Below are 24,077 nucleotides of genomic sequence, written 5' to 3' on the forward strand. Positions count from 1 at the left end.
ACCCCATATAAGGCAATATAATGTCGGGAAAGGATAACATTGCCATGTCAAAATAGCGCGCGGCTCAGTCGTCGGCGGCGACCGAATCGAACGTCTCATGCGACTCCAGTGGTGGGACGATTTCCTCGGCGGGTTGGTCGTCGCCGCCGAGTCGGGTACGGCGGTCGCGGACCGTGTGATACGCCGCGGTTCCGGACACCGCGAGCGCGATGCACAACGCGTAGCCGAACCCCGGAACCAAGTCGAACGGCCGAACCCCGAGCGCCGCGACGGTGACGAGGGCGGTGAACACGGCGCCGAGTCCGAGATAGAACTGACTCCACGGGAGGTCGTCGGTCGGGACGATGTCGAGGTAGATGTCGAGTTGGCTGACGTGGGGCGTCATCCCGACGACGCCGCGGTCGCTGTCGTACTCGATTACCTCGAGTTGCGACATCTTCGGGAGGTGGGTCTGGTACAGCGCCGTGTACACACGTTTGCGGAGTTTCGGCGTCACCGACTCGCGGTCGATGCCGTTCTCCCACGCGGCGACCTGTTCGGAGAGGTCCCGAACCGTCACCGGTTCCCCTCGCTGTTTGAGGTAATGGAGCGTGTACCGCCGGCGCTGACTGCTCAGCGTCTCGAACACCGCCTCCGTCGAAAGCGCCCCCGACTCGGAGTCGTCGGAACCGTTAGAATCTAGCCCCCCGCGGTTCCCCTCCTCTGCGGCTATGGCTACCATGTCTCTCTCCCCCTAATCGAACCAAACGCATCGAAACGACATATACACCACTTATAGATGGTTGCCATATCAGGTATGGATACCTTATTGCTCTCCGGGTTCGGTGAGTGAGCGCAGACTGCGTCGGTCCGCAATCAGATGGCACACGGAGGTTCCCGCGAGCAGCGCCAGCGCCGCGCTGGCCCACAGCAGCGGGTCGAGAAGCGACACCACCGGAAGCCCCGCCAACGCGCCGACGACGAGACAGAGCCCGAGGATGCCGATACCACGATACAGCTCCGTCCACGAAATACCGAACATCGCGACGGGCGTGGCGTAGTGTCGAACCGACCGAGCCGCGGCGAGCGCCCGAACTTCCCGGCTATCGGCGTCGTAGGACACCAACCCGAGGTCGGCCAACCGCGGGACGTGGGTCTGTCGCAGCGAGTTGTACACGCTCTCACGAAGCGGCGACGGGGGCTGGTCACAGCCCGCTTCGGCTGCCGCGACCGCGTCGGCGAGCCGCGAAACCGACATCGTCCCCTCGTGACTGAGCAGCCGAAGCGCCGTCGCCCGGCGCGGACTGCTCAGTACGCGGTGTACGGTCGTCTCCGAAATACGGTGCTCGGGGTAGCGCCCTGCTACCTGGTCCCCACTCGACATGCACCAACAGAGGTCCACGGGGTGATAACCATGGGGAGCATACCGGTTTCGACCGGTCGGTTTCGCCAGACGGAGAGCCGCCGGAACGGTGACCATACCGGGACGAAAACCGAGCGTTTAGCCGGGTAGGACTATCGTACCGACTCGACGAACGGGCCGTTCAGCCGGTCTCAACGCCGCGTTCTGTACATGGTCCGCTGTCTTTACCTATGACCCCTCCCCCCAGAGGGAAACCTATCCCGAGGCGTCAGGGGACGACCCACGACCCGCGGGGAGTGAACCAACATGACCGACGACAACAAACCCACGACGTACAGCCTCTCGCGCCGCAAGACACTCGCCGGACTCGGGGCCATCGGCCTCGCCTCCGCCGGCGCCGGGCTCGGGACCTCCGCGTTCTTCAGCGACCAAGAGTCCTTCACCGGAAACACCCTCACCGCGGGCACGCTCGACCTGCGTGTTCCCTACGAAGCCTCCTACGACAGCGGCGGCACGGTCGAGAACATGGCCGATGAAGCCATGGGAACCCAGGACGGCGACCCCGCGGGGATGTTCTACGACCTCCAAGACGTGAAACCCGGCGACTCCGGCCACGTCGAGTTCTGCTTCGAAATCGTCGACAACCCCTCCTACATGTGGGCCTGTGGTGACCTCACCCAAGCCGAAAACGGGATGACCGAACCCGAGATGGATGTCGACAACACGCCGGACATCGGCGAACTCGGCGACGCTATCGACGCACGGCTCTCCTACTGCGACGAAGTCGACGGCGAATTCGTTGAAGGCGAGGAAATCGTCTCCGGCTCGCTCGTCGACGTGTTCGCGGCCATCTCCGGCGGCGCCGCGCTCGACGGCGACGGCGTCGCTGGCCTCGCACCCGGCGAACAATCCCCGTACGACGAGGAAGCCGTCGAGGACGATGAGGAGTACATCACCGGCGCCTGCCTGTGCCTGTACTGGGAAATCCCCTACGAGGTGGGCAACGAGATTCAGTCCGACTCCCTGACGATGGCACTGGAGTTCCACGCGCTGCAGTCCCGCCACAACGACGGGACGACCAACCCCTGTGAACCCACCATCACCACCCGAACCGGTGAGGGCTTCGCCAAACAAGAGGAGTTCGCCACCGAACAGGAGACCTCCTTCGCACGCGGCCGCTTCGGTAACAACGGCCCCTCCGGCTCGTGGGAAGTCGCCGTCGGCCCCGACGTCATCAGCGCCGACACGGCTAACTACGTCTGGACGCCCGGCGAAACCGTCGCGTTCAGCTACAACTACGACGGCAGCGGCAACGCCTCGTTCGCTCTCGATGTCGATGACGCTAACGTGAACGTCGCAAGCGGCATCCCTGCCCCGAGCGGCAAACTCGCCATCACGACGAAGGCCGACGAGGCCACCGTCAGCGTCGAGAACCTCACACTCGACCTCGACGGCGTTCCGACGGCCCTCAGCGGCCCCGACGCGATTTCGGCATCCAACGACGGCCCCGACCGCGACCTCACCTACCTCGTCTTCGACACCGACGCGGCAGACGTCGCGAACGCGTTCACCATCAGCGGTGACGTGACCGTCGACGTCCAGGGCGACTACCCGGGCACCGAGGAAGGCGTCGCCTTCGACATCAGCGTCGAGTAATCGCGGACACTCACCCGGGGGTCCCGGGCCGAACCAAACTACACAACACGAAATCATGAACGACGAAACACAACCACACGGCCTCTCCCGCCGGAAGATGCTCGCCGGTATCAGCGCCGTCGGCGTCGCGAGCGCAGGCGCGGGACTCGGTACCTCCGCGTTCTTCAGCGACACCGAATCCTTCGACGACAACACCCTCACCGCCGGCACCCTCGATTTGAAACTCGATTACAAATCGACGTACCTCGGCGGCCCCGGCCGCCTCGACGACGTCGTGGCGATGGGCTACCCCGACGCCGAGGACCTCGGCGACGGCCGGTACCTCCTCGACCAGGCCCCCAGCCCCGCCGACATGCAGGCCTGGGAGGACCTCGTCCAGGGCGATGAGTTCGACTTCTGTTCGCCCGAAGCCGACGAGTACCTCGTCAACGGCGACGGAATTCCGGTGTTCACGCTCGAAGACGTGAAACCCGGCGACTCCGGCGAGGTGACAATCAGTCTCCACATCTGTGACAACCCCGCGTACCTCCAGCTGTTCGGCGCCCTCACGGAGAACTTGGAGAACGGTCAGACCGAATCCGAGCTGGACGCCGAAGGCGAGGATTCCGACGGACTCGGTGAACTCGCCGACGCCATCGAGGTCTGCGTCTGGTACGACGAGGACTGCGACAACGTCTACGAGCCGACCGGCACCGGTCAACAGAACGAACTGGAAGTCGCACTCGTCAGCGACGTCTCGGGTTCGATGGGTGGGTCGGCGCTGTCCTCGCTGAAGACCGCGGCCACGACGTTCGTCGACAACCTCTCCTCGCCGGACGAAGCCGCCGCAATCTCGTTCAACTCCAGCGCGGCGACCGACCAGGAGCTGACGACGGACTACCAACTCGTCAAGGACGCCATCAACGCCTACACGGCAGGTGGTGGCACGTCCATCGCCGCCGGCATCATCGAAGGCGAGGACGAACTGCTCAACGGGACCAACGCCACGCCCGGCGCGTCGAAGGTGATGATTCTGTTGAGCGACGGCAATTCCGACGCCAGCGACGCGATTTCGGCAGCCAACGACGCGAAGAACGTGGGCATCCGCATCTTCACCGTCGCACTCGGCAGCGCGAACACGAGCCTCCTCCAGAGCCTCGCGAGTTCGCCCGACGACGCCTTCGTCGCACCCGACCCAGCCGACCTCGACACCGTCTACGCCGAAATCGCACAAATCGTCCTCGAGGGCGAACAGAAGATCCTCTCCGGAACGATGGCCGAAGTCTTCGGCCAGCTCTCCGAGGGGTTGCTCCTCGACGGCAACCGCCAAGAAGAGGGCGTCCAGCCCTACCCGGGTGCGACGACCCAGTGTATCGGCTTCGAGTGGGAACTGCCCTTCGAGGTCGGCAACGAGGTCCAGAGCGATTCGGTCGCCTTCGACATCGGCGTCAACGCCGAACAGAGCCGCCACAACGACAGTCCGTTCGCGGAGGCCGACAACTGATTCGGCCGATTGAGCTGGGGTATCTCCCCCAGCCGAGCTACGGTCCCCCACTTGGAGCATGACGTCTTTGGGCCGTTCGAGGACGCATGGCACGGGCACCACCCGTGAAACGGCGGTTCGACTCCGCCGGTGGGCTTTCCCCGACCGGGGAGACACAATCATGACAGACAACAACAGCAACAACCCGATGGCTCTCTCGCGCCGTCGCATGCTCGCCGGCCTCGGAGCCGTCGGCGTCGCAAGCGCGGGCGCCGGCTTCGGCACCACCGCGTTCTTCTCCGACGAGGAGAGCTTCGTGGACAACAGCCTCGTTGCCGGCGAACTCGACCTGCTCATCGACTGGCAACAGACCTACGACTTCGGCGAAGGCCACACCTTCGTCAGCGCCCACCCCGACCACGACGGCGACGGGGAACAGTCCATCGCGGCCGACAACGACGCCGGCCAACTCAAATACAGCGACTTCCCGGACGTGGAAGACCCGGACAGCAACGGGGCGAACATCCCGGAACTGAACTGTGAGAACATCCCGCCGCTGTCGGAAGCCGACTTCGGCACCGACCCCGTGACGGGCGAGGAGATGGAGACGTTGGTGCAACTTACCGACGTCAAACCCGGCGACTCCGGCGAGATTACGTTCTCGCTGCACCTCTGTGACAACCCCGGCTACGTCTGGATGCAGGCCGGCAACGTCAGCGACGAGGGCGGTATTGCCGCCGAACCCGAGCTGTTGGTCGACCCCGACAACCTCGGGAATCTCGGCGAGGCAATCCAGGCGACGTTGTGGTACGACGAGGACTGCGACAACGTCTACGACGGCGCCGAGCCGGTCGACATCATGCTCACGCTGGATTTCTCCGGCTCGATGCTGTACGACCAGTACGGTGGCGTCGTCTCCGAGGACGACATCAGTATCAACGAAACTACGTACGGCGAGACGACGAAAATCGACCTCGTCGAACTCGGTGCCCGACAGTTCGTCGACTACCTGCAGTCGCAGGGCTCCGACGTGAACATCGGCGTCGCGTACTTCGACGGCGAGGGCAGCGACGACACCGAGCCCCGGACCGGCATCCTCCAGACGATGACGACCGACCTGTCGGTCGTCGACGGTGCGCTGTCCGGACTCCGACAGAAGCTCGCGAACGTCGTCAGCGGTGGCCCCGGCTCGACGCCGTCCGACGGTGACGGTGACCCCGACCCGTTCTCGAACGCGGACGGTATCGCGACTGGCACCTACATCGGTGAGGGCGTCGACGATGCACAGGACGAACTGGCCGCCAACGGACGGAGCGGCGCCGAAAAGCGGAACATCGTCCTCTCGGACGGCGAGTCGTTCAACGGCACTGGCAGTACCCAGTTCTCGTCGCCGACCGGCGCTGCGAGCGACGCGCGGGCAGCGTCTCCGGCGCCGGAAACGGACGTCTACACGATTAACGTCAACGGCAGCGCCAGCACGCTACAGGCGATGGCGGGACCGGCCGGCGGCTCCGGCGGTGACCCGGCGTTCTTCAACGACGTCGACGACCCCCTCGACATCCCCAGCGTGTTCGGCAGCCTCGCGGCCCAGACCGTCGCGGAGAAGGTCATCATGCAGGATTCGTTGGGCAACATCCTCACCAAACTGGCCGACGGCAACGGCATCCCGCTGGACGGTAACCGCGCGACGTTGTACGACGAGCTGGAGGACTCTTCGGACGACCCGGACCGCGAGCCGTTCCGCGGTGACGGCGTGATGCACTGCGTCGCGCTGTCGTGGGAACTGCCCTTCGAGGTCGGCAACGAGGTGCAGGGCGACACGCTCGGATTCGACCTCGGCTTCTACACCGAGCAGGCACGGCACAACGACGGCAGCGGGCCGGCGCTGTCCTAAGCCCTAAACGACTGGACACGCCCTGTCACCGTCCCACGCTGGCGTACGGGGGTTCGACTCCGCACACGTCGAGTCGCCGTAGCCGCTGTATCGACGGCGGTACGAACACCCTACCGCTCAACGACGAGGCGACACTCGACCCATACCTATGCGATATCCTCCCCAGTGGGAGAGCAACACGAGCGGCCGAACGCGGCCGGAGACTGATGAAATGCAATTCACACGACGACAACTGCTGGCAGGAATCGGAGGGGGGACGCTCGCAGCCGGCGGCATCGCCGCGGCTCGGCCAGCCGACCCTACGTTCACGAGATACACCTACGCGGCGCCGGACACCGACGACCGCCGGCTCCGCGTCGCGTGGTACGAGCGATACAACGGCGCGTTTCTCGAACACCAAAACGGGACCGAAGCGGTGACGCTCACCGACGCGCTCGATCCGGCGACTGACCCCGAATACGTCGTCGAAGCCAACGGCCCGGTCGTCTCGCTTTCGAACGTCGTCCCCGGGGATAGCGGTACCTTGGTCGTGGGCCTCGAAGTCGTCGACGATGAGGGCGCAGAACCACTCGATGTCTACGTGCGCGCGTCGCTGACGGAGGACGAGGAAAACCGCGTCAACGGACCCGAACTCGCGGCCGGGGATGACCCGGACAGCGACGAGGGAGAACTCGGTGCCGCGACCGAAGTCGCCCTCTGGCGTGACGGCGTGCCGGGTGGCAGTTGTGACGGCCAGTTCCAGCCGATGGCCGGCTTCGGCGAAACCGCTATCGCCGAAGGGTCGATGAAGTCGGCGTTCGCGGGGGAGTTGGCAAACGATGGCGAACTCGCAATCGACTGTCTGTCCGTCGGTTCGATTCGGTGTATCTCGCTGTCGTGGCGAGTCCCGATGGGTGTGGGCAACGTTGTCCAGACCGACAGCGTCGGGTTCGACATCGCCTTCGGCGGCGTCCCCTGTGGCGGCGAGAACCCCTTCACGATGGAGGCGGCCGAATGACGCTCAGCAGGCGCCGCGTGTTGGCGGCACTCGCCACGGCCGGCGGAGCGGGCGTGGTCACCGGCGGCGGGACGGCCGCCCTGTTGGACGACGACGAACGCCTCACGGGCGCCATCGGCGCCGGCGCCGTCGACCTCGCAGTCGGCTACGAAGTGCTGGCCGGACCGAACGCGGGCGAAACGGGACGCAACAACGGACGGACGCTCGGACTCCCCGTTGCCGACCTCACGGAAAGCGACGACAGCGGGACGGCACTCGTCAGCGTCTCTCTTCCAGACCTCCCGGAGAGCGTCAACAATCCGGCGGCCGTCTGGCTTCGGTTGGACTGCCCGCCGGCGTCGGCGCTGTCGGAACACCTCTCAGTTCGGCTCTCGTATGCCGATTGTACGACCGGTGCTCGCGGCGACACCATCGCCGATGGCTCGCTTCTTTCCGTCGCCGACGGACTGCGGAACGGCGAACTGCTCGATGCCGACGCCTCGACCGCTCCGGTCGACTGTCTGACCGACGAACTGTGTCTCCTCGTCGAGTACTGGCTCGACGAAGGGTACGTCGGAACCGACGCCACCGAGCTGTCGTTCGATGTCTACGGCGTCCAGTGTCGCAACGACGAGACGAGAGCGAACCCGTTCCCACCGCGGCCGCGCTGTGACACCTACGATCCCTGTGTGTGCTGTGACCGGCTCGGAAAGCTGGAGTTCGAGGACGGAGCGGCTCCCGGAATCGGTGATAGCTACATCGAACCGGGTGTCTACGCGTTCAGCGAAGGCGGCGACGGCTACGAAATCGAGATATACGACACAGTGGAGAAAGACGGCGGCGACGAAACCACGGCGGTCGCGTTCCGCCTCCACCGAACCGACGGGGGAACGCCCCCAACCCTGTGTGAGGTGGGCATCAAGGCGGGCCCCGGTGACCCACAGCCCTACACCGCGGGAGAGCAGCCGACCAACGACACGGCGTCGCTGGAAGACGGCGGCCTGCTGTACGCCGACGACGACAGGGGAATCAGCCACGTCACCGTCGCCGTCTGCTCGACCGACTGTGAGGAGGAGAACCAATGACAGACGAAACCACTACAACCGAGGAGACGGCGACGAGCGACACCCAACCGGAACGGGAATCGGCACCGGAGAAGTCGTCCGAAACCACCACCAGCGGTCGGGCACGCCGTATCGCGGCCGTTCTCGGGTTCGTCCTCCTCGTGGCGCTCGTCGTCCCCTTCGTGGTGTTCGCGGTGCCCCAGACCATCGGCGCCGACCACGGGTTCGTCGTCCTTTCGGGGAGCATGGAACCGGCCATCTCGCCCGGTGACGTCGTCATCGTCGCCAGCGGCCCGGTCACAGTCGGTGACGTCATCACCTACCGGACGGGCAACGAGGTGCCGACGACCCACCGAATCGTCGAGGAAGTCGACGGCGCCTACCGGACGAAAGGCGACGCCAACGAGAACGCCGACGCCGGACTCGTCGCCCCCGAACAGGTGCTCGGCAGCGTCATCGTCATCATCCCGCTCATCGGCTACGTCATCCTGTGGGCGAACACGACCCTCGGGTTCGTGCTGTTGGTCGTGGTGCCGCTGGTCCTTCTCGGTGGCATGGAGGTGTACCGTTTCCTCCGTGACCCGGAGGAAGAATACGCCACCGCGACCGCGGCGACGGACGGTGGAGCGAGCGTCTCCGACGGGAGTTCGCCTGCCGAAGGGGCTACCGATGCCGAGACCAACTCCTCTGAAACGTCACCACAAAAGACCGTCGAGGTCGCTGGATTCGACCTGACACTAACGTTCTGGGTGCTGTTGGCCTTCGCCGCGTACGCCGGCTACGTGCTCTTCACGGAAGTGAGCCGAACCGGCGTCCCGAGTGCCGTCGGCGTCGGCGTGTTCACCGGCGCACTCGTCGGGTTCCTGCTGGTCGCCGCGTTGGTGGGCCGAGAGCGTCTCCGCACTCGCCGGCAGGACGCCGAACCGGTTGCCGTGACGGACCCGGACGCCGACGGAACCCCCGGAGGTGACTGAGATGGCAAACGACATCGCCGTCGCCATCGCCGTCGTGGCGGTGTTCGTCGCCGCGACGGTCGGTTCCGCGGGCGGAACGGCTGCGCTGCTGTCCGACCAGGAATCGGTGACCGTCCCCCGTCAGCGCCGACGTGGCGCCGCCAGTCCAGCCAGTCGAGGACGACAATGACACAGGCCCTTCGGCCGAAGGGTTCTCGCCGCCGTCAGCCGGTCCACCCGGAGGACCGACCGCGTTCGCACGCGGAGGTGGCCCCGGTGGCGACAGCCTCGATAGCGATACCAGTGCCCCGACGACGGTATCGACCGACGACGAACAGCCGGACGGCGAACAGCCACCCACCGAACAGACTGACGACTCACCGACGGTCGAAAACGGCTCCAGCGACGGAACGGACCCGGACGGAGAACCCGCCGAGGAACCGGGCGAAAACACGCCCGAGTCGAACGACGAGGGAGACGGTTCGACGACCGAGGACGAATCGGACGCCGGTTCACAATCCACTGACGGGTCCGGTGATGCCGAACCCGAGGGCGAGACGTCGGAAGATGCCGGCGAGGCGGACGCTGACGGTGCCGACGCCGACAGTGCTGACGATACCGCGGACGACGAGGACGCCGGTACCGACGCCGAGGCCGAAGAGCAGACCGACGACGGTGTCGACTCGACCGACGGTGCCACCGAGACGCCAGAAGCCGACGAACAGTCCACCGACGATGGCGAGCAGGCTCCCGACGATGGACAAGCCACCGACGAGCAAGCGGACGACTCGACGGAGGACGGTGTCGAAACCGAGTCGACCGACTCCGACGACGAATCCGCGAACGACTCCTCATCGACCGACGGTAGCGACACTGACGGGGCAGTCACCGACGATGAGACGACAGATGAGGACACGACAGACGCCGGGACGGCAGACGACGGAACGACTGACGGCGACACTTCGACCGACGGCGACACTTCGACCGACGGCGACACTTCGACCGACGGCGACACTTCGACCGACGGAACGACCGCCGACGAAACGGACGCCTCAACGAGCGACGCCGAAAGCGAGTCCACGGGCGGAGACACCGACGAATCAGACGAGACCGCCGACACGACCGTGTCCGGCGAGTCCTGATGCGTATCCGAGGGGTCCCGACCATCGGCTTAATCGTGACGCTCCCGGGGATGCGCCCCGGGGCGAATCGCCGCAACGCGCTGGTGGCGCTGACGTATCTGTTCGGGCTGCTGCTCGTGATTTCACGGCTGTTGTAGGTACCGGCCGAAAATCGAACCGCGCGCTCAGTAACTCTTCGCGAAGTACGCCGTCTCGACGGCCTCTTCCTCACAGATGCCGCAGGTGTCGTGGACGGGCTCTTCGTCCTCGTCGAGGGGGAGCATCACGATTTCGGCGGCGATTTCGTCCTTGATGGCCGTCTCACAGGCTTCGTCACCACACCAGCCGGTCTTGACGTAGCCGCCGTGTTGGCCGATGGTGCCGAGGATTTCGCCGCGGCCGTGGGCCTCGCGGATGTTCTCTTCGAGGTTCTCCTCGGCGGCGGCGTACAGTTTGGCGTACACCGTCTCCAGTGCTTCGTCGACCGACTCGACGATGCTGTCCGCGTCGGCCACCTCGCTTTCGCCGTCGGGGCGGTGGACGAGCGTTGCTTCGCCGTCTTCGACCTCGTTGGGACCGATTTCGATGCGGAGCGGGATGCCGTTGAGTTCGTGTTCGTTGAACTTGAAGCCGGGGTTGCGCTCGTCGCGGTCGTCCAACTCCACGCGGAACTCTTCGTCGAGGTCGGCAGCGAGGCCGGCGGCGTACTCCTTGACCTCGTCTTCGGTATCGGCCTGCCAGATGGGGACGACGACGACCTGCGTGGGCGCCAGTGCGGGGGGGATGACGAGTCCCTGGTCGTCGGAGTGGGTCATGATGAGCGCGCCGAGTGCGCGCCACGACAGCCCCCACGAGGTGGTGTGGGCGATGCGTTCCTCCTCGTCCTCGTCGGTGTAGGTGATGTCGAAGGCCTCCGCGAAGGAGGTGCCGAGGTGGTGGGAGGTACCAGCCTGTACCGACTTGCCGTCGGGCATCAGCGCCTCTATCGTGGTGGTCGTGTTGGCGCCGGGGAACTTGTCGTGTTCGGGCTTGCGGCCGGTCATCCCGGGGATGGCCATGACTTCCTCGTACAGTCGCTCGTACTGGCCGAGGCGGGTCATCGTCTCCTCCCAGGCGTCCTCGCTCGTGGCGTGGGCGGTGTGGCCCTCCTGCCAGAGGAACTCCTTGGTCCGGAAGAACGGCTTCGTCTCGGTTGCCTCCCACCGAACGACGCTACACCACTGATTCAGCCGGAGGGGCAAATCGCGGTAGCTGCGAACCCACTCGGCCATGAACGGCGCGATGATGGATTCACTGGTGGGTCTGACGGCGAGTCGCTCTTCGAGTTCGTCGTGGCCGCCGTGGGTCACCCACGCGACTTCGGGGTCGAATCCCTCGACGATGTCCTTCTCCCGTTCGAGATACGACTCGGGGATGAAAAGCGGGAAGTAGGCGTTGTCGACGCCCGTCTCCTTGAACCAGCCGTCGAGGTGGTCCTGTAGTCGCTCCCACAGCGCGTAGCCGCGGGGTCGGGTGACGATGAACCCGCCCATCGGCGCGTAGTCCGCGAGGCCGGCCTTCTGGACGACCTCGGCGTACCACTCGCCGGGACTGTGCTCCTTGCTCTCGGTGATGCCGAGTTCCTGCTCGCCGCTCATACCCAAACGTCCTGTAGGCGAGTATTAAACCCGGCGTATCCACGGGAACGGTTCAGATGCCCCACTCGATTCGGTCCCACGCCCGCTCGTAAGCGAAGTACGTCCCCGTCTTGAGGACGTTCGCGACGAGGCCGATGCTGAGCGCCTCGCCGACGTTGCCGACGACGAAGAAGGCGACCGTCACGGTGATGACGACCATGAACAACCGGTAGCCGACCGTCTTGACGACTGCCCGCGAGAGCCGCTGGTGTGGTCGCCGCCGGAACGCGTCCATGTGAGGGCTCGGGCCGCCACTCACGTAACTCTAGGGGATTGATTTTCTGAAATTTGTAACTACATTCAGTTACTTCTACGGCACCATCTGCAATCCAACGAGCACCACCATCCCGACGACGATGGTCGCGAAGATGCTCTCGGTCCGCCAGGCGACGACCGCAGCGACGATGGCGGCCAGCAGGCGCTCGTTGCCGAGCGACACCGCGGGAGACCCTTCGACGAGAACGACTGCTGGGACGACCAGCGCCGCCAACACCGCTGCCGGGACGAACCGAAGCGCCCGTTCGACGCCCTCGGGAACCTCCGAGAGGTACTCGAAGAGGAAGATGAAGGAGAACCGAATCAGGAAGGTCCCGACGCCGGCCACGGCGATGGCGAGCCACACCGTCGCGGAGTCGGTCACCGGAACCACCCCGTTTCGACGACCAATCCGGCAACGACGCCGGTGACGGCGCCGGTGATGAGCCCGAGATTGAGGGGGAGTCCCGAACCGACGACGGCGATGGAACCGCCGACGCCGGCGGCGACCGCACTCGGCGAGTCGGTAATCGTCGGGACTAAAATCGCGAGGAACGTCAACGGCACGGCGAACTGAAGCGGCAGCGAGTCGGGGACGCGGGCGCCGACGACGACGCCGACGACTGTACATATTTGCCAGACGACCCACAGCGGCACCGCCGTCCCGAGGTAGTACCACTTCCGATTGACCGACTCGTCGGCTCGGAACTCGGCCACCGAGAGGGCGTACGCCTGGTCGGTCAGAATATAGGCCATCGCGGCGCGCCACCGCGTCGAGAACTCCTGGAGGTACGGCGCCAGCGACGCGCTGTACATCGTCATTCGGAGGTTGATGACGAGGACCGTCACGACGACGACCGCGGCAGGTGTGTTATCACCGAGCAACTCGATTGCGGCCAGCTGGGAGGCACCGGCGAAGACGAGAACGGACAGTCCGACCGCGTGCAACCCGGAGAGACCGACCCGGACGGCCGCCGCACCGGCGACGAGACCGAAGGGAACGATGCCGACCATGACCGGCGCGACGGTCCGGGCGCCATCGAGGAACGACCCACGACGCGAAGACATTACGCCACGCTACCGGTGGCGGGGATACATGTGTTGTCTTTCGGGGAAGGACAGTCAGTCGGCTTACTCTTCGTAGGAGACTTCGGTACCGTCGGCGACTGGTTGGAGCACGTAGCCACCAGATTGGCCCTGCTTGACCGGCGTGAAGTCCGCGGTGAACACCGTTCGGGTATCCTCTCGAATCTCGAACGATTGGTTGAACTTCAGCGGCGCGTTACCGGGCGTGCTCACGTCGGCGTCGCTGCCGTCGTCCAACGTGGCGTCGACGTTCGAGACCTGAATTTTCAGGTATTCGTAATCGCCTGCATCGATTTCCTGTTCGTCGACGAGTTGCGTGTTGCCGTCCTGCAGTTCGACGAGGTCGGCCTCGGCGTCGTCGACCTCGTAGGTCTCCTCGGCGGATTCCTCATCCCCGTCGCCATCGGTTTCGTTCTCGGAATCGCCTCCATCGTCGGAGGCCGGCTTGATTCGTAGTTCGGTGATGGTGACGACACACGACTCGAAATCCGAAATGTCGCCGGGTTGGTCGGTGACCTGGGTGGCGAGCGTGCCTGTAGCACCGCCGATACAACCGGCCAGCGAGGCGCCCGCGGCGACGCTTCCAGTCGCGATGAGGTACTCTCGTCGTTGCATACACGTCAGAAATAATCCGTATCGGTTGATAGGTCTGCTGGCCGATTCGCGAGATGGACAGCAGCGGTCAGGCCAACCGCATCTCGTTGCCGCACTCCTTACAGAAGATGGTGAAGCCGTCAACCGGTTCCTCGACGCCGTGCGGCGTCACCTCGCCGCATTCACCGCAGGGCGCGAACGATTCGAGATCTTCCCAGTTGTGCTGGCTGCCGGGGGCGGCCAACGCGAGGCCGACGACGGTGTCGTCGCTTTTGTTTCGTCCGCACTGGAACTCGCCGGGGTCGAAGTAGATTATTTCGCCCGCTTCGACCTTGGTTTCCTCGCCATCGGTGCCGTGTTCGAACGTGGCGACGCCTTCCATGATGTAGAAACACTCCTCTTGGTCGTGGTGGGTGTGGAGGCCGCCCGAAAAGGACTCGCCGGGTTCGAGTTCGTAGTGAACGGCGCTCATCTCTTCGGCGCCGAGAGCGTCGCTGACGTTGCGGCGCTCGCGGTTGACGCCCATCGGGTGCGGTTCCGGGTCGATGTCGTCGATGGTGACACGTTCCATACCGCCACCAGCGAGGGGCCGACCAAAAGCCTACTCCACGGCGAAGGGACTGTCGGATTCCGTCCACTCCCAGCCCGGCAGACGCGTCTGAAAGCCGGCGGCGAGGGCCGCATCGAGGTCGTCGGCGCCCGCGGCGTCGTCCGCTTCGCCGTGGGTGTGTACGTCCGCGAAGTGAAACGTCGCCTCCGCGAGGGTGGCGTGCGGTTCGCCGCCGGCGATGGTCGCCGCGAGTTTGCGGCCGAGGAACTCGTCGACGACGAACCCGGGGTAATCGCCATCACAGTCGAGGTCACGGAGGATGCCACAGAGGGCGGCGACGTTGACCGCGCGGTCGCCGTCCGAGAACACCGCGTCGACCTCCCGACGATACTGCTCGGCCGTCACGCGGTCGACCTCGACGCCGAACAGCGGACCGAGACGGGACCGAACGTCGTTCATCAGCGCCGGAATCGTCTCGTTTTCGCGGACGCGGGCGCGTTCGGCCGCGACAGTTTCGGGTGTAAGCTCCATGTCTTCCGTTTGCGAAGGATTTTATATGAGTGGTGGGTTACGTCCGGGTACGAGCGGGTTTTCCGGTCGTTCCCGCGGTCGAGAGACCACAGTTACCCGTAGATACGACATCCATGACCTGTTGTCACACCGCACGCCGGTCGGGCCATCGGCCCACACGAGAAGCGGTGCACCGCGGCGCCGGAACCCCACAACCGAGGCTTTCTACATCATGAGTGCAGTAGAGCGGAAACTCGAAGACATCAAGGAAACGATAGTGAGCGAAGTCCCGAACGACATCTCCATCTCCGACGTGAAGTACGAGGGGCCGGAGCTCGTCGTCTACACGCGGGACCCCAAGAAGTTCGCCGGCGACGGTGATTTGATTCGGCGGCTGGCGTCGAAACTCCGGAAACGCATCACGGTGCGACCGGACCCCGACGTGCTCTCCCGCCCCGAAGAGGCCCGAAAGAAGATTCGGGAGGTCGTTCCCGACGAGGCCGGCATCACGGACCTCGATTTCCACGCCGACACCGGCGAAGTCGTCATCGAGGCCCAGAAACCCGGGATGGTCATCGGCCGCCACGGGTCGACGCTTCGGGAAATCACCCAACAGGTCGGCTGGACCCCGGAAGTCGTCCGCACGCCGCCCATCGAATCCGCGACGGTGTCGAACGTCCGGAACTTCCTGAAACAGGAACGCGACGACCGCCGGGACATCCTCGAACGGGTCGGCCGGCAGATTCACCGCGAGGAGATGTCCGACGACGAGTGGGTCCGCATCACCACGCTGGGTTGCTGTCGGGAGGTCGGCCGCGCGTCGTTCATCCTCAACACCCCTGAGACGCGCGTCCTCATCGACTGTGGCGACAAACCCGGTGCGAAGGCGAGGTGCCGTACCTCCAAGTGCCGGAGGCGCTCGGCGCCGGCGCACAGAACATCGACGCCGTCGTCCTCACTCACGCCCACCTCGACCACTCGGCGCTCATCCCGCTTCTGTTCAAGTACGGCTACGATGGCCCCATCTACTGTACGGAACCCACCCGCGATTTGATGGGCCTGCTGACGCTGGACTACCTCGACGTGGCCGCAAAGGAGGGTCGGGCCCCGCCGTACGAATCCGAGCAGGTTCGTGAGGCAATCAAACACTGTATTCCGCTGGAATACGGCGACGTAACGGACATCGCGCCGGACCTCAAACTCACCTTCCACAACGCCGGCCACATCCTCGGGTCGGCCGTCTCCCACTTCCACGTCGGCGACGGCCTCTACAACGTCGCCTTCTCCGGTGACATCCACTACGACGATACGCGGCTGTTCAACGGCGCGGTAAACGAGTTCCCACGCGTCGAGACGCTCGTCATGGAGTCGACCTATGGCGGCCGCAACGACTTCCAGACCGACCAAGAAGACTCCGAAGAGGAACTGAAACGCGTCATCCGCGAGACGACCGAGGAGGGCGGGAAGATACTCATTCCCGCCTTCGCGGTCGGCCGCTCCCAGGAAATCATGCTCGTCCTCGAAGAGGCGATGCGTAACGGCGAGATTCCGGAGGTCCCGGTCCATCTCGACGGGATGATTTGGGAGGCCACGGCCATCCACACGACCTACCCCGAGTACCTGCGTGACGACCTCCGAGACCGCATCTTCCACGACGACGAGAACCCGTTCCTCTCCGAGCAGTTCAACCACATCGACGGCGGCGAGGACGAACGACAGGAGGTCGCCGACGGCGGCCCCTGTATCGTGCTGTCGACCTCCGGGATGGTCGAGGGCGGTCCCATCATGTCGTGGCTCAACCACGTCGGTAGCGAGGAGGATTCGACGCTCGTCTTCGTGGGCTACCAGGCCCAAGGGACGCTGGGCCGACGCATCCAGAACGGTTGGGACGAGATTCCGATGGACGACCGCTCGAACGGCCGCGGCACGCTGTCTTTGAACATGAACGTCGAGACCGTCGACGGCTTCTCCGGCCATGCCGACCGGCAGGGACTGATGAACTTCGTCCGCACGATGAACCCACGGCCCGAGAAGGTGTTGTGTGTCCACGGCGACGAGTCCTCCGTTCAGGACCTCTCCTCGGCGCTGTACCACGAGTTCAACATGCGGACGTTCGCGCCGAAGAACCTCGAAACGTTCCGGTTCAAATAACCACCCGAAGCCGCTACTCGTGTCGACTCTCGCCCTCCCACTCGAACTGTTCGAAGTCACCGCAGTAGTCATCGAAGCGGCGTCACCGCTGGTGTCGGACCTCTCGAAGGAAGTCGCGTCGTTTTTCGCGGCGGTTCTCGACGTGATGGTTCACGCCGTCGAAACCGCGACCGGATGGACGGGCCTCGGCATCGTCTTCGTCTACTCGTTTCTCATCGCGTTCATCCTTCCGGGGCCGAGCGAAATCGTCCTTGTCGCGCCGCTGGAACTGGGGCTCTCGGGGGCGGCGACGCTCGCGCTCATCGTGTTGGTGAGTGCGGTCGGCAAGACCGTCGGCAGCATCGTCGCCTTCCGGGTCGGACAGGGAGTGAAACACTCCGACCCGGTGGTACAGCGACTCCGGCGTTCGCGGTTCAACGTCATCGAGTGGTCGGAGAAACAGACGGTCAGAATCGCCCGCAAGTGGGGGTACGCCGGCCTCGCACTCGCCCTCTCGGTTCCCTTCTTCCCGGATACGGTTTCGATATACGCCTTCGCCGTTCTAGAGGAGGACGACCTGAAGTTCGCGCTGGCGACGTTCGCTGGTAGCCTCGGCCGATTCCTCGTCGTCCTCGCGCTTATCGGCGGCCCGGCGACCCTGCTGTGAGCGGTGGCGAGGAACCGAGGCGGGTCGGAACTGACTCCGTCAGCAGACAGGCCAGTGGACGTTCGGACCGACCGAAGGCGTCCTCTGTGTCGTGTTGTACCTCCCGTCGTTTTTCATCGGCTAGGTGCGGTCGTCGAGCCACAGGATGCCGGCGCCCACCACCCCGAGTGAGATAACGACCGTGCCGCCGGCAACCGCGAACAACCCTAATTGCTGTTCGAAGAGGTACAGCACACCACCGAACAGGACGAGAACACCCCCGGAAAGCCCCGTACCGAGAACCAACTGCACCGTACCGTTGTCGGTAGTCCGGTCGGTCCGGGACAACAAGTCCGGCATGAAAAACATGACAACGCCACCGACGGCGACGGCCACGAACTCGGCCGTCGGAAGCAGTGGTTGGTCCAAGGCGTCGAACAGCACCTGAACCCACAGGAGTTGGAGGAGGTACGCACCCGGGAGCGCGTAGGTCTCCGTCCACGGCGGTTGGGGGTCCGCTCGAAGCGTCCAGCGAACGGCCCACACCGTGAGACCGAGTGCGAGCGGCCACGCGACCGCGAACGCCGCATTCGGCAGGAACGGCACCGTCTCTTGGCGGCCTATCCAGAAGAAAACCGGAAACAGCGCGACGAACGCTGTCGGTACGAGCAACACGCCCGGCGGTCTGGTCGCTGGAGCGGGAAGCGATTCCGCCGCCACGCTCGCGGTTCCGGGCCGGCGCCGCTCCCAGTCCTGGAGGAACTGCGGGACGCGTTCGGTCTCTCGGACCCAAAACCAGAGGCTGAACAGACCGGGAACGGTGGCACACAGCAGGTACCCAGCAATGTTCCACCGGGTGAGAACCGAGATGCGCGCAGAGAGGAACACGTCGGGACGGTAGATAGCGATGAACACGAACAGTGCAATCGCCACGAAGGACAGTAGCGTAAGAAGCATCGAAAGCAGCGTTCCCACGATGAAAAACGGCGCTACCATCAGCCCCTTTCGACTGGTGGAGACGTACTTCAGCACTCGGTAGAACCGCATCTCGATGTCGACGGCCCGGTCTCGAATCCCGGTTCCGCTGGGGCCGACGCCGCCGGGTAGTCGCTTCCCAACCGCGGGCGCCGCCACGCCGACCAACACGACGACCTGCGGGAGCGGAAACAGGATACCGACGAACCCGACGGCCATCGAGAGGAACAGACAGACGGCGACCAAAACGAGGGTACAGGAGACGACCCCGAGGCCGTTGCTGACGGGGCCAACCCAGTCCTCACGCGTAAGGTCATCGTGTATCTCCGCCTGCTTTTCGTCGGTGGGAGAGCCAGGGCGAATCTGGTCCATGAACTCGACCCGGTCGTCGATAGCAGCGTCTCGCCACCACGTCCAGTGGAGGTAGGCGGCGATGAGCGTGCTGCTGGCAAGAATCCAGCCGACAAAGACGAAAACGAACACCTCCGGTCGTGTCATCACCGACGCGACCACAGCAGGGAGCACCGACCGACTGAACACGCCCGGCATCTGGTCGGCGAGTGGAACGGCGAACACACAGACGAGGACGGTAGCCAGCAGACGGAATCGCCGGCGACCGATGACCGAGGCCGCCGGGTCGGCATCCGAGAACAGCCGCGGGAGGAGTTGGTAGACGAGGTACCCCAACAACAGCCAGTCGAACCCCGCACCGACGAGACGGAGTTCTTCTCCGCTGACCGCCAATGCGGCGAGGACAAAGGGAACGACGGTAGCATCGGCCAGTAGGTCGCCGAATCGGCCAGCAACCGACGTGAGTCCATCGGGGAGGGCCCGAAAGAGGAGACTGTTGCCCGCCAGCGTCGCGAGGACGCGTCGCGGCGTCGCGACAGCCGCGGTGAGGGCGCTCCTAACCGCCGTCGTCGAGGCGTTCAGCCGTCCCATCCCGGGGGAAACTCACAGGCACCAACAGCAAAAGCCTACGGGACCGTTCGGCGCACGAGCGCCCGTCAGCGGCGCCGTCTCGACACCCGCTCTTCGGCGGTTTCGCTCGTGACGACCTCGTACAGCAAAGCGCGTCCCCCGTCGTCTTTCGGTCGGAGGATTCGGCCGAGACGCTGGGTGAACTCGCGTTCGGAGCCGCTTCCGGACAGCACGACGGCGACGTTGGCGTCGGGCACGTCGACGCCCTCGTCTAAGACGTTCGCGGCGACGACACGGGAGTACTCGCCCCGGCGAAAGCGCTCCAGAATTTCGCGTCGTTCCTCCGCGCCGGTTTCGTTGGTTATCGGCGGGATGAGAAAGCGCTCGGCGAGGTCGTAGACGAGGTCGGTAAAGGCGGTGAAGACGATGACGCGGTCCTCGCGGTGGCGCTCGAGGATGTCGGCCAATCTCTCGACCTTGCGGTCGGCGTTCATCATCACCTCGCGAGCGCGCTGTTTGGCGAGCAGCGCCTCGCGGGCCCGGGGGTCGGTCCCCGACCGCTTGACGAGTTCCTGGTAGTCGCTGCCGCTCCGGAGCTGGATGTTCGATTCCTTGAGGTAGTCGGTGAAGATGCCCTGGTGTTCCTCGTATCGTTCGCGCTCCGCGGCTGTGAGTTCGACCTCGATGCGGCGGATGTCGTAATCGGCGAGGTGTTCGCCGGCGAGGTCATCCGCCGACCGGCGATAGACCACCGACCCGACCAGTTCCTCGATTGCCTCGTGGGCACCGTCGGGGCGTTCGAACGTCGCGGTGAGGCCGAGTCGGGCCGGAGCCGCCATCAGACGCGCGATATCCCGATACCCCTCGCCGCCGAGGTGATGGACCTCGTCGAAGACGAGCAGTCCGAAGCGGTCGCCCAACTCGTCGGCCCGGAGGTACGCCGAGTCGTAGGTGCCGACGGTGATGGCCTCGACGCGCTGTTCGCCGCCGCCCAACTGACCGATTGGGCAGTCGAACTCCGCTCGGAGTTCGCCACGCCACTGTTCGAGCAAGTCGATGGTCGGCACGACGACCAGCGTCGCGGTGTCGAGGGCAGCCATCGCGGCGATGGCGACGACCGTTTTGCCGCTGCCGGTCGGGAGTTCGAGGGTGCCGCGGTCGTTGGCCTCGCGCCAGGCATCGAGGGCTTCCTGCTGGTAGGACCGGAGTTCGTACGTCGTCGAGAGGTCGCCGACATCGGGCGTATCGAGAACGCGGTCCTCGACGGCGAGGCCGCGATTGTGACACGTCGACAGCAGAAACGGGTACCGGAAGGCGGGGGCGCGACGGCTCTTCGAGCGCTCGTCGACCTCGACGAACGACAGGCCATCGAGTGCCTCGCCGTCGGCCCCGTCGACGCGTATCGTCCCCTCGTCGTAACGCAGCGTGACCACACCGGCGTTCGGCGACCGGTCGGCTTAATTCCACGGTTCACCGACTGCGGTGCGACCGCTTTCTCAACCCTTATTGCCGGCCGAGGACACGCTTCGGGTATGAGCGATACGGAGCGAGAGGAGGCCGCCAACGGTGAGGCACTCGACGCCGAGGAGCCAACCGAGGCCGAGGACCCCGAGTCCGTCGACGAGGAGACGGCCGATGTCGACGCCATCGCCGAGCGCGTCGCGGATGCCGACCCTGAGGAAATCGCCGAGGAAATCGCCGCGCTGCGGGAGCGAAACGACGACCTCGAACTCGAACGCGACGACCTCGAATCACGGCTGAAGCGCAAGCAGGCGGAGTTCCAGAACTACAAGAAGCGACAGGAGAAGCGCCGCGAGCAGGAGCGCGCTCGCGCGACCGAGGACCTCGTGACCCGGCTGTTGGAGGTGCGGGACAACCTCAAGCGCGCGCTCGAACAGGACGACGACGCCGACATCCGCGAGGGCGTCGAGGCCACCTTCCGGCAACTCGACGAGACGCTCGCGGCCGAGAACGTCGAACCCATCGAACCCGAACCCAGTTCGGAGGTAGACCCCCAGCGCCACGAGGTGCTGTTGAAGGTCGAAAGCGACCAACCGGCCGGCACCGTCGACTCGGTCCAGCGACCCGGCTACGAGATGGCCGGAAAGGTGCTCCGGGCCGCACAGGTCACCGTCGCCGAGGAAGGCGAATAGCGCTTCTGTTTATATTTCTCGGTCACCAATACCGGATGTTCAGAAAACCGCCGGAAGGAGCCGTGACGGCGACAAGCGTGAGTCACCGTATCTAGCAACTTTTAACCGATTCAGACCGATAGGTACGGCCAACATGGCGAGCAACAAGATTCTCGGTATCGACCTCGGTACCACCAACTCGGCCTTTGCGGTGATGGAAGGTGGGGACCCCGAAATCATCGTCAACGGCGAGGGCGAGCGGACGACGCCGTCGGTCGTCGCCTTCACCGACGACGGCGAGCGACTGGTCGGCAAGCCCGCGAAGAACCAGGCCGTCCAGAACCCCGAGCGGACGATTCAGTCCATCAAGCGGCACATGGGTGAGGACGACTACACAGTCGAAATCGAAGGCGACGACTACTCGCCGGAGCAGATTTCGGCGATGATTCTACAGAAAATCAAACGCGACGCCGAGGAGTACCTCGGCGACGACATCGAGAAGGCCGTCATCACGGTGCCGGCGTACTTCAACGACAAACAGCGGCAGGCCACGAAGGACGCCGGCGAAATCGCCGGCTTCGAGGTCGACCGCATCGTCAACGAGCCGACCGCGGCCGCGATGGCCTACGGACTCGACGACGAGTCCGACCAGACCGTCCTCGTGTACGACCTCGGGGGCGGCACCTTCGACGTGTCCATCCTCGATTTGGGCGGCGGCGTCTACGAGGTCGTCGCCACGAACGGCGACAACGACCTCGGTGGCGACGACTGGGACGAGGCCATCATCGACTACCTCGCCGACTCCTTCGAGGAGGAGAACGGCATCGACCTCCGGGAGGACCGACAGGCGCTGCAGCGACTGAAGGACGCCGCCGAGGAGGCCAAAATCGAACTCTCCTCGCGGAAGGAGACCACCATCAACCTCCCGTTCATCGCCGCGACCGACGAGGGGCCGCTCAACCTCGAAGAGAAGATGACTCGCGCGAAGTTCGAGTCGCTGACGAGCGACCTCGTCGAGCGCACCGTCGGTCCGACCGAGCAGGCGCTCTCGGACGCCGGCTACTCGAAGGGCGACATCGACGAGGTCATCCTCGTCGGCGGCTCCACCCGGATGCCGCAGGTCCAAGAGAAGGTCGAGGAGATGACCGGCCAAGAGCCGAAGAAGAACGTCAACCCCGACGAGGCCGTCGCACTGGGCGCGGCGATTCAGGGCGGCGTCCTCTCCGGCGACGTCGACGACATCGTCCTGCTCGACGTGACGCCGCTGTCGCTCGGTATCGAGGTCAAGGGCGGCCTCTTCGAGCGCCTCATCGACAAGAACACGACCATCCCGACCGAGGAGTCGAAAATCTTCACGACCGCGGCGGACAACCAGACCTCCGTCAACGTCCGTGTCTTCCAGGGCGAGCGTGAAATCGCCGACGAAAACGAACTGCTCGGCGCCTTCCAGTTGACCGGCATCCCGCCGGCCCCCGCCGGAACGCCGCAAATCGAGGTGTCGTTCAACATCGACGAGAACGGCATCGTCAACGTCTCCGCGGAGGACCAGGGCTCCGGCAACTCCGAGGAAATCACCATCGAGGGCGGCGTCGGCCTCTCCGACGAGGAAATCGAGGAGATGCAGGAGGAAGCCGAGGCCCACGCCGAGGAAGACCAGCAGCGACGAGCGTTCGTCGAGGCCCGCAACGAGGCCGAATCGTCCATCCAGCGCGCCGAAACGCTGCTGGAGGAGAACGACGAGGAACTCGACGACGACCTCCAGTCCGATATCGAAGCCGAAATCGAGCGCGTCGAGGAAGCCCTCGAGGAGTACGCCGAAGTCGACAGCGACGAACTCGACGAGGCCTCCGAGGCGCTGGAATCCGCAACCGAGAGCCTCTCGGAGCAACTCCAAGAAATCGGCAAGCAGATGTACGAACAACAGGCCGCAGGCGGTGCTGCGGGCGCCGGCGGTCCCGGCGGCGCAGCGGGTGCCGGCGGCATGGGCGGTAGTGGGCGGCATGGGGCGGTGCCGGCCCCGGGTGCAGGCGCTGGTCCCGGCGGCGCCGACGGCGACGGCGAGGAGTTCGTCGACGCCGACTCGAAGACGTCGACGACGAGGACGACGAGAGTAACGCGACTCGAGTCGTCGGCA

The 24,077-nt window shown here is 65.0% G+C and carries 22 protein-coding genes and 2 pseudogenes; 13 read left to right on the plus strand and 11 right to left on the minus strand.

Annotation, left to right across the window (positions count from 1 at the left end):
• Positions 1-64: 64 nt before the first annotated feature.
• Complete coding sequence (locus GJ631_RS12515; RefSeq protein WP_156709480.1) at positions 65-721, minus strand: hypothetical protein; 657 nt, start codon at positions 719-721, stop codon at positions 65-67.
• A gap of 84 nt (positions 722-805) precedes the next feature.
• On the minus strand, positions 806-1,363 hold the full coding sequence (locus GJ631_RS12520) for a hypothetical protein (protein ID WP_156709481.1): 558 nt from the start codon (positions 1,361-1,363) through the stop codon (positions 806-808).
• Positions 1,364-1,648: 285 nt separating this feature from the next.
• Between GJ631_RS12520 and GJ631_RS12525 the strand changes: the two genes are divergently transcribed.
• The 9 genes from GJ631_RS12525 to GJ631_RS12565 all read left to right on the plus strand — a co-directional run bounded on the left by GJ631_RS12525 (position 1,649) and on the right by GJ631_RS12565 (position 10,626).
• A complete protein-coding gene (locus GJ631_RS12525; RefSeq protein WP_156709482.1) occupies positions 1,649-2,998 on the plus strand; it encodes a choice-of-anchor W domain-containing protein in 1,350 nt (449 codons plus the stop codon).
• A gap of 55 nt (positions 2,999-3,053) precedes the next feature.
• A complete protein-coding gene (locus GJ631_RS12530) occupies positions 3,054-4,481 on the plus strand; it encodes a VWA domain-containing protein (protein WP_197425042.1) in 1,428 nt (475 codons plus the stop codon).
• A 160-nt stretch (positions 4,482-4,641) separates the two neighbouring features.
• Positions 4,642-6,354 (plus strand): vWA domain-containing protein, encoded by a 1,713-nt coding sequence (locus GJ631_RS12535; protein ID WP_156709483.1) that lies wholly within the window; start codon positions 4,642-4,644, stop codon positions 6,352-6,354.
• Between the two features lie 211 nt (positions 6,355-6,565).
• A complete protein-coding gene (locus tag GJ631_RS12540) occupies positions 6,566-7,351 on the plus strand; it encodes a hypothetical protein (protein ID WP_156709484.1) in 786 nt (261 codons plus the stop codon).
• A complete protein-coding gene (locus GJ631_RS12545) occupies positions 7,348-8,415 on the plus strand; it encodes a hypothetical protein (RefSeq protein ID WP_156709485.1) in 1,068 nt (355 codons plus the stop codon). The genes GJ631_RS12540 and GJ631_RS12545 overlap by 4 nt, the downstream gene beginning before the upstream one ends.
• On the plus strand, positions 8,412-9,368 hold the full coding sequence (locus GJ631_RS12550; RefSeq protein WP_156709486.1) for a signal peptidase I: 957 nt from the start codon (positions 8,412-8,414) through the stop codon (positions 9,366-9,368). The genes GJ631_RS12545 and GJ631_RS12550 overlap by 4 nt, the downstream gene beginning before the upstream one ends.
• Position 9,369: 1 nt before the next feature.
• The gene (locus GJ631_RS12555; RefSeq protein WP_156709487.1) at positions 9,370-9,537 is read left to right on the plus strand and encodes a hypothetical protein; all 168 of its coding nucleotides are present in this window, start codon (positions 9,370-9,372) and stop codon (positions 9,535-9,537) included.
• Positions 9,500-10,489, plus strand: coding sequence for a hypothetical protein (locus tag GJ631_RS12560; RefSeq protein WP_156709488.1), 990 nt, complete (start codon positions 9,500-9,502; stop codon positions 10,487-10,489). Before GJ631_RS12555 ends, GJ631_RS12560 begins: the two co-directional genes overlap by 38 nt.
• Positions 10,489-10,626 (plus strand): hypothetical protein, encoded by a 138-nt coding sequence (locus GJ631_RS12565; RefSeq protein ID WP_156709489.1) that lies wholly within the window; start codon positions 10,489-10,491, stop codon positions 10,624-10,626. The genes GJ631_RS12560 and GJ631_RS12565 overlap by 1 nt, the downstream gene beginning before the upstream one ends.
• A 27-nt stretch (positions 10,627-10,653) precedes the next feature.
• Here GJ631_RS12565 and proS read toward each other — a convergent pair whose 3' ends face one another.
• From proS to GJ631_RS12600, 7 genes are all read right to left on the minus strand, one after another.
• The gene (proS, locus tag GJ631_RS12570; protein ID WP_156709490.1) at positions 10,654-12,105 is read right to left on the minus strand and encodes a proline--tRNA ligase; all 1,452 of its coding nucleotides are present in this window, start codon (positions 12,103-12,105) and stop codon (positions 10,654-10,656) included.
• Positions 12,106-12,157: 52 nt separating this feature from the next.
• Complete coding sequence (locus tag GJ631_RS12575; RefSeq protein WP_156709491.1) at positions 12,158-12,379, minus strand: DUF2061 domain-containing protein; 222 nt, start codon at positions 12,377-12,379, stop codon at positions 12,158-12,160.
• A 75-nt stretch (positions 12,380-12,454) separates the two neighbouring features.
• On the minus strand, positions 12,455-12,784 hold the full coding sequence (locus GJ631_RS12580) for an AzlD domain-containing protein (protein ID WP_370518661.1): 330 nt from the start codon (positions 12,782-12,784) through the stop codon (positions 12,455-12,457).
• The gene (locus tag GJ631_RS12585; RefSeq protein WP_156709492.1) at positions 12,781-13,467 is read right to left on the minus strand and encodes an AzlC family ABC transporter permease; all 687 of its coding nucleotides are present in this window, start codon (positions 13,465-13,467) and stop codon (positions 12,781-12,783) included. Before GJ631_RS12585 ends, GJ631_RS12580 begins: the two co-directional genes overlap by 4 nt.
• Before the next feature lie 63 nt (positions 13,468-13,530).
• Positions 13,531-14,100: a DUF4382 domain-containing protein gene (locus GJ631_RS12590; protein ID WP_156709493.1), complete on the minus strand. Its 570-nt coding sequence runs from the start codon at positions 14,098-14,100 to the stop codon at positions 13,531-13,533.
• 67 nt (positions 14,101-14,167) lie between these two features.
• Complete coding sequence (locus GJ631_RS12595) at positions 14,168-14,650, minus strand: cupin domain-containing protein (RefSeq protein ID WP_156709494.1); 483 nt, start codon at positions 14,648-14,650, stop codon at positions 14,168-14,170.
• A 30-nt stretch (positions 14,651-14,680) separates the two neighbouring features.
• A complete protein-coding gene (locus GJ631_RS12600) occupies positions 14,681-15,160 on the minus strand; it encodes a hypothetical protein (protein ID WP_156709495.1) in 480 nt (159 codons plus the stop codon).
• A gap of 211 nt (positions 15,161-15,371) precedes the next feature.
• Here GJ631_RS12600 and GJ631_RS12605 point away from each other — a divergent pair.
• Both GJ631_RS12605 and GJ631_RS12610 read left to right on the plus strand, forming a co-directional pair.
• Positions 15,372-17,290, plus strand: a pseudogene (locus GJ631_RS12605) (beta-CASP ribonuclease aCPSF1).
• Positions 17,291-17,435: 145 nt separating this feature from the next.
• Positions 17,436-17,936, plus strand: coding sequence for a YqaA family protein (locus tag GJ631_RS12610; protein ID WP_197425044.1), 501 nt, complete (start codon positions 17,436-17,438; stop codon positions 17,934-17,936).
• A 120-nt stretch (positions 17,937-18,056) separates the two neighbouring features.
• On the opposite strand, the gene GJ631_RS12615 is transcribed toward GJ631_RS12610, so the two are convergent.
• Positions 18,057-19,832, minus strand: a complete 1,776-nt coding sequence (locus GJ631_RS12615; RefSeq protein ID WP_156709496.1) for a hypothetical protein — start codon at positions 19,830-19,832, stop codon at positions 18,057-18,059.
• Between the two features lie 65 nt (positions 19,833-19,897).
• Complete coding sequence (locus tag GJ631_RS12620) at positions 19,898-21,244, minus strand: DEAD/DEAH box helicase family protein (protein ID WP_370518662.1); 1,347 nt, start codon at positions 21,242-21,244, stop codon at positions 19,898-19,900.
• Between the two features lie 99 nt (positions 21,245-21,343).
• On the opposite strand from GJ631_RS12620, the gene grpE reads away from it, so the two are divergent.
• Positions 21,344-21,964 carry a nucleotide exchange factor GrpE gene (gene grpE / locus GJ631_RS12625; protein ID WP_156709497.1) on the plus strand — a complete coding sequence of 207 codons (621 nt, stop codon included), beginning with the start codon at positions 21,344-21,346 and terminating at the stop codon, positions 21,962-21,964.
• 133 nt (positions 21,965-22,097) lie between these two features.
• Positions 22,098-24,077, plus strand: a pseudogene (gene dnaK / locus GJ631_RS12630) (molecular chaperone DnaK); the annotation flags it as partial.

The sequence above is a fragment of the Natronomonas sp. CBA1123 genome (assembly GCF_009741925.1).
In the GTDB taxonomy this organism is placed as follows: domain Archaea; phylum Halobacteriota; class Halobacteria; order Halobacteriales; family Haloarculaceae; genus Natronomonas.

Excerpts from the sequence above, each read along its gene's own strand:
- GJ631_RS12515 (WP_156709480.1), bottom strand. The coding sequence starts at position 721 with ATGGTAGCCATAGCCGCAGAGGAGGGGAACCGCGGGGGGCTAGATTCT.
- GJ631_RS12520 (WP_156709481.1), bottom strand. The coding sequence starts at position 1,363 with ATGTCGAGTGGGGACCAGGTAGCAGGGCGCTACCCCGAGCACCGTATT.
- GJ631_RS12525 (WP_156709482.1), top strand. The coding sequence starts at position 1,649 with ATGACCGACGACAACAAACCCACGACGTACAGCCTCTCGCGCCGCAAG.
- GJ631_RS12530 (WP_197425042.1), top strand. The coding sequence starts at position 3,054 with ATGAACGACGAAACACAACCACACGGCCTCTCCCGCCGGAAGATGCTC.
- GJ631_RS12535 (WP_156709483.1), top strand. The coding sequence starts at position 4,642 with ATGACAGACAACAACAGCAACAACCCGATGGCTCTCTCGCGCCGTCGC.
- GJ631_RS12540 (WP_156709484.1), top strand. The coding sequence starts at position 6,566 with ATGCAATTCACACGACGACAACTGCTGGCAGGAATCGGAGGGGGGACG.
- GJ631_RS12545 (WP_156709485.1), top strand. The coding sequence starts at position 7,348 with ATGACGCTCAGCAGGCGCCGCGTGTTGGCGGCACTCGCCACGGCCGGC.
- GJ631_RS12550 (WP_156709486.1), top strand. The coding sequence starts at position 8,412 with ATGACAGACGAAACCACTACAACCGAGGAGACGGCGACGAGCGACACC.
- GJ631_RS12555 (WP_156709487.1), top strand. The coding sequence starts at position 9,370 with ATGGCAAACGACATCGCCGTCGCCATCGCCGTCGTGGCGGTGTTCGTC.
- GJ631_RS12565 (WP_156709489.1), top strand. The coding sequence starts at position 10,489 with ATGCGTATCCGAGGGGTCCCGACCATCGGCTTAATCGTGACGCTCCCG.
- proS (WP_156709490.1), bottom strand. The coding sequence starts at position 12,105 with ATGAGCGGCGAGCAGGAACTCGGCATCACCGAGAGCAAGGAGCACAGT.
- GJ631_RS12575 (WP_156709491.1), bottom strand. The coding sequence starts at position 12,379 with ATGGACGCGTTCCGGCGGCGACCACACCAGCGGCTCTCGCGGGCAGTC.
- GJ631_RS12585 (WP_156709492.1), bottom strand. The coding sequence starts at position 13,467 with ATGTCTTCGCGTCGTGGGTCGTTCCTCGATGGCGCCCGGACCGTCGCG.
- GJ631_RS12590 (WP_156709493.1), bottom strand. The coding sequence starts at position 14,100 with ATGCAACGACGAGAGTACCTCATCGCGACTGGAAGCGTCGCCGCGGGC.
- GJ631_RS12595 (WP_156709494.1), bottom strand. The coding sequence starts at position 14,650 with ATGGAACGTGTCACCATCGACGACATCGACCCGGAACCGCACCCGATG.
- GJ631_RS12600 (WP_156709495.1), bottom strand. The coding sequence starts at position 15,160 with ATGGAGCTTACACCCGAAACTGTCGCGGCCGAACGCGCCCGCGTCCGC.
- GJ631_RS12610 (WP_197425044.1), top strand. The coding sequence starts at position 17,436 with ATGGTTCACGCCGTCGAAACCGCGACCGGATGGACGGGCCTCGGCATC.
- GJ631_RS12615 (WP_156709496.1), bottom strand. The coding sequence starts at position 19,832 with ATGGGACGGCTGAACGCCTCGACGACGGCGGTTAGGAGCGCCCTCACC.
- grpE (WP_156709497.1), top strand. The coding sequence starts at position 21,344 with ATGAGCGATACGGAGCGAGAGGAGGCCGCCAACGGTGAGGCACTCGAC.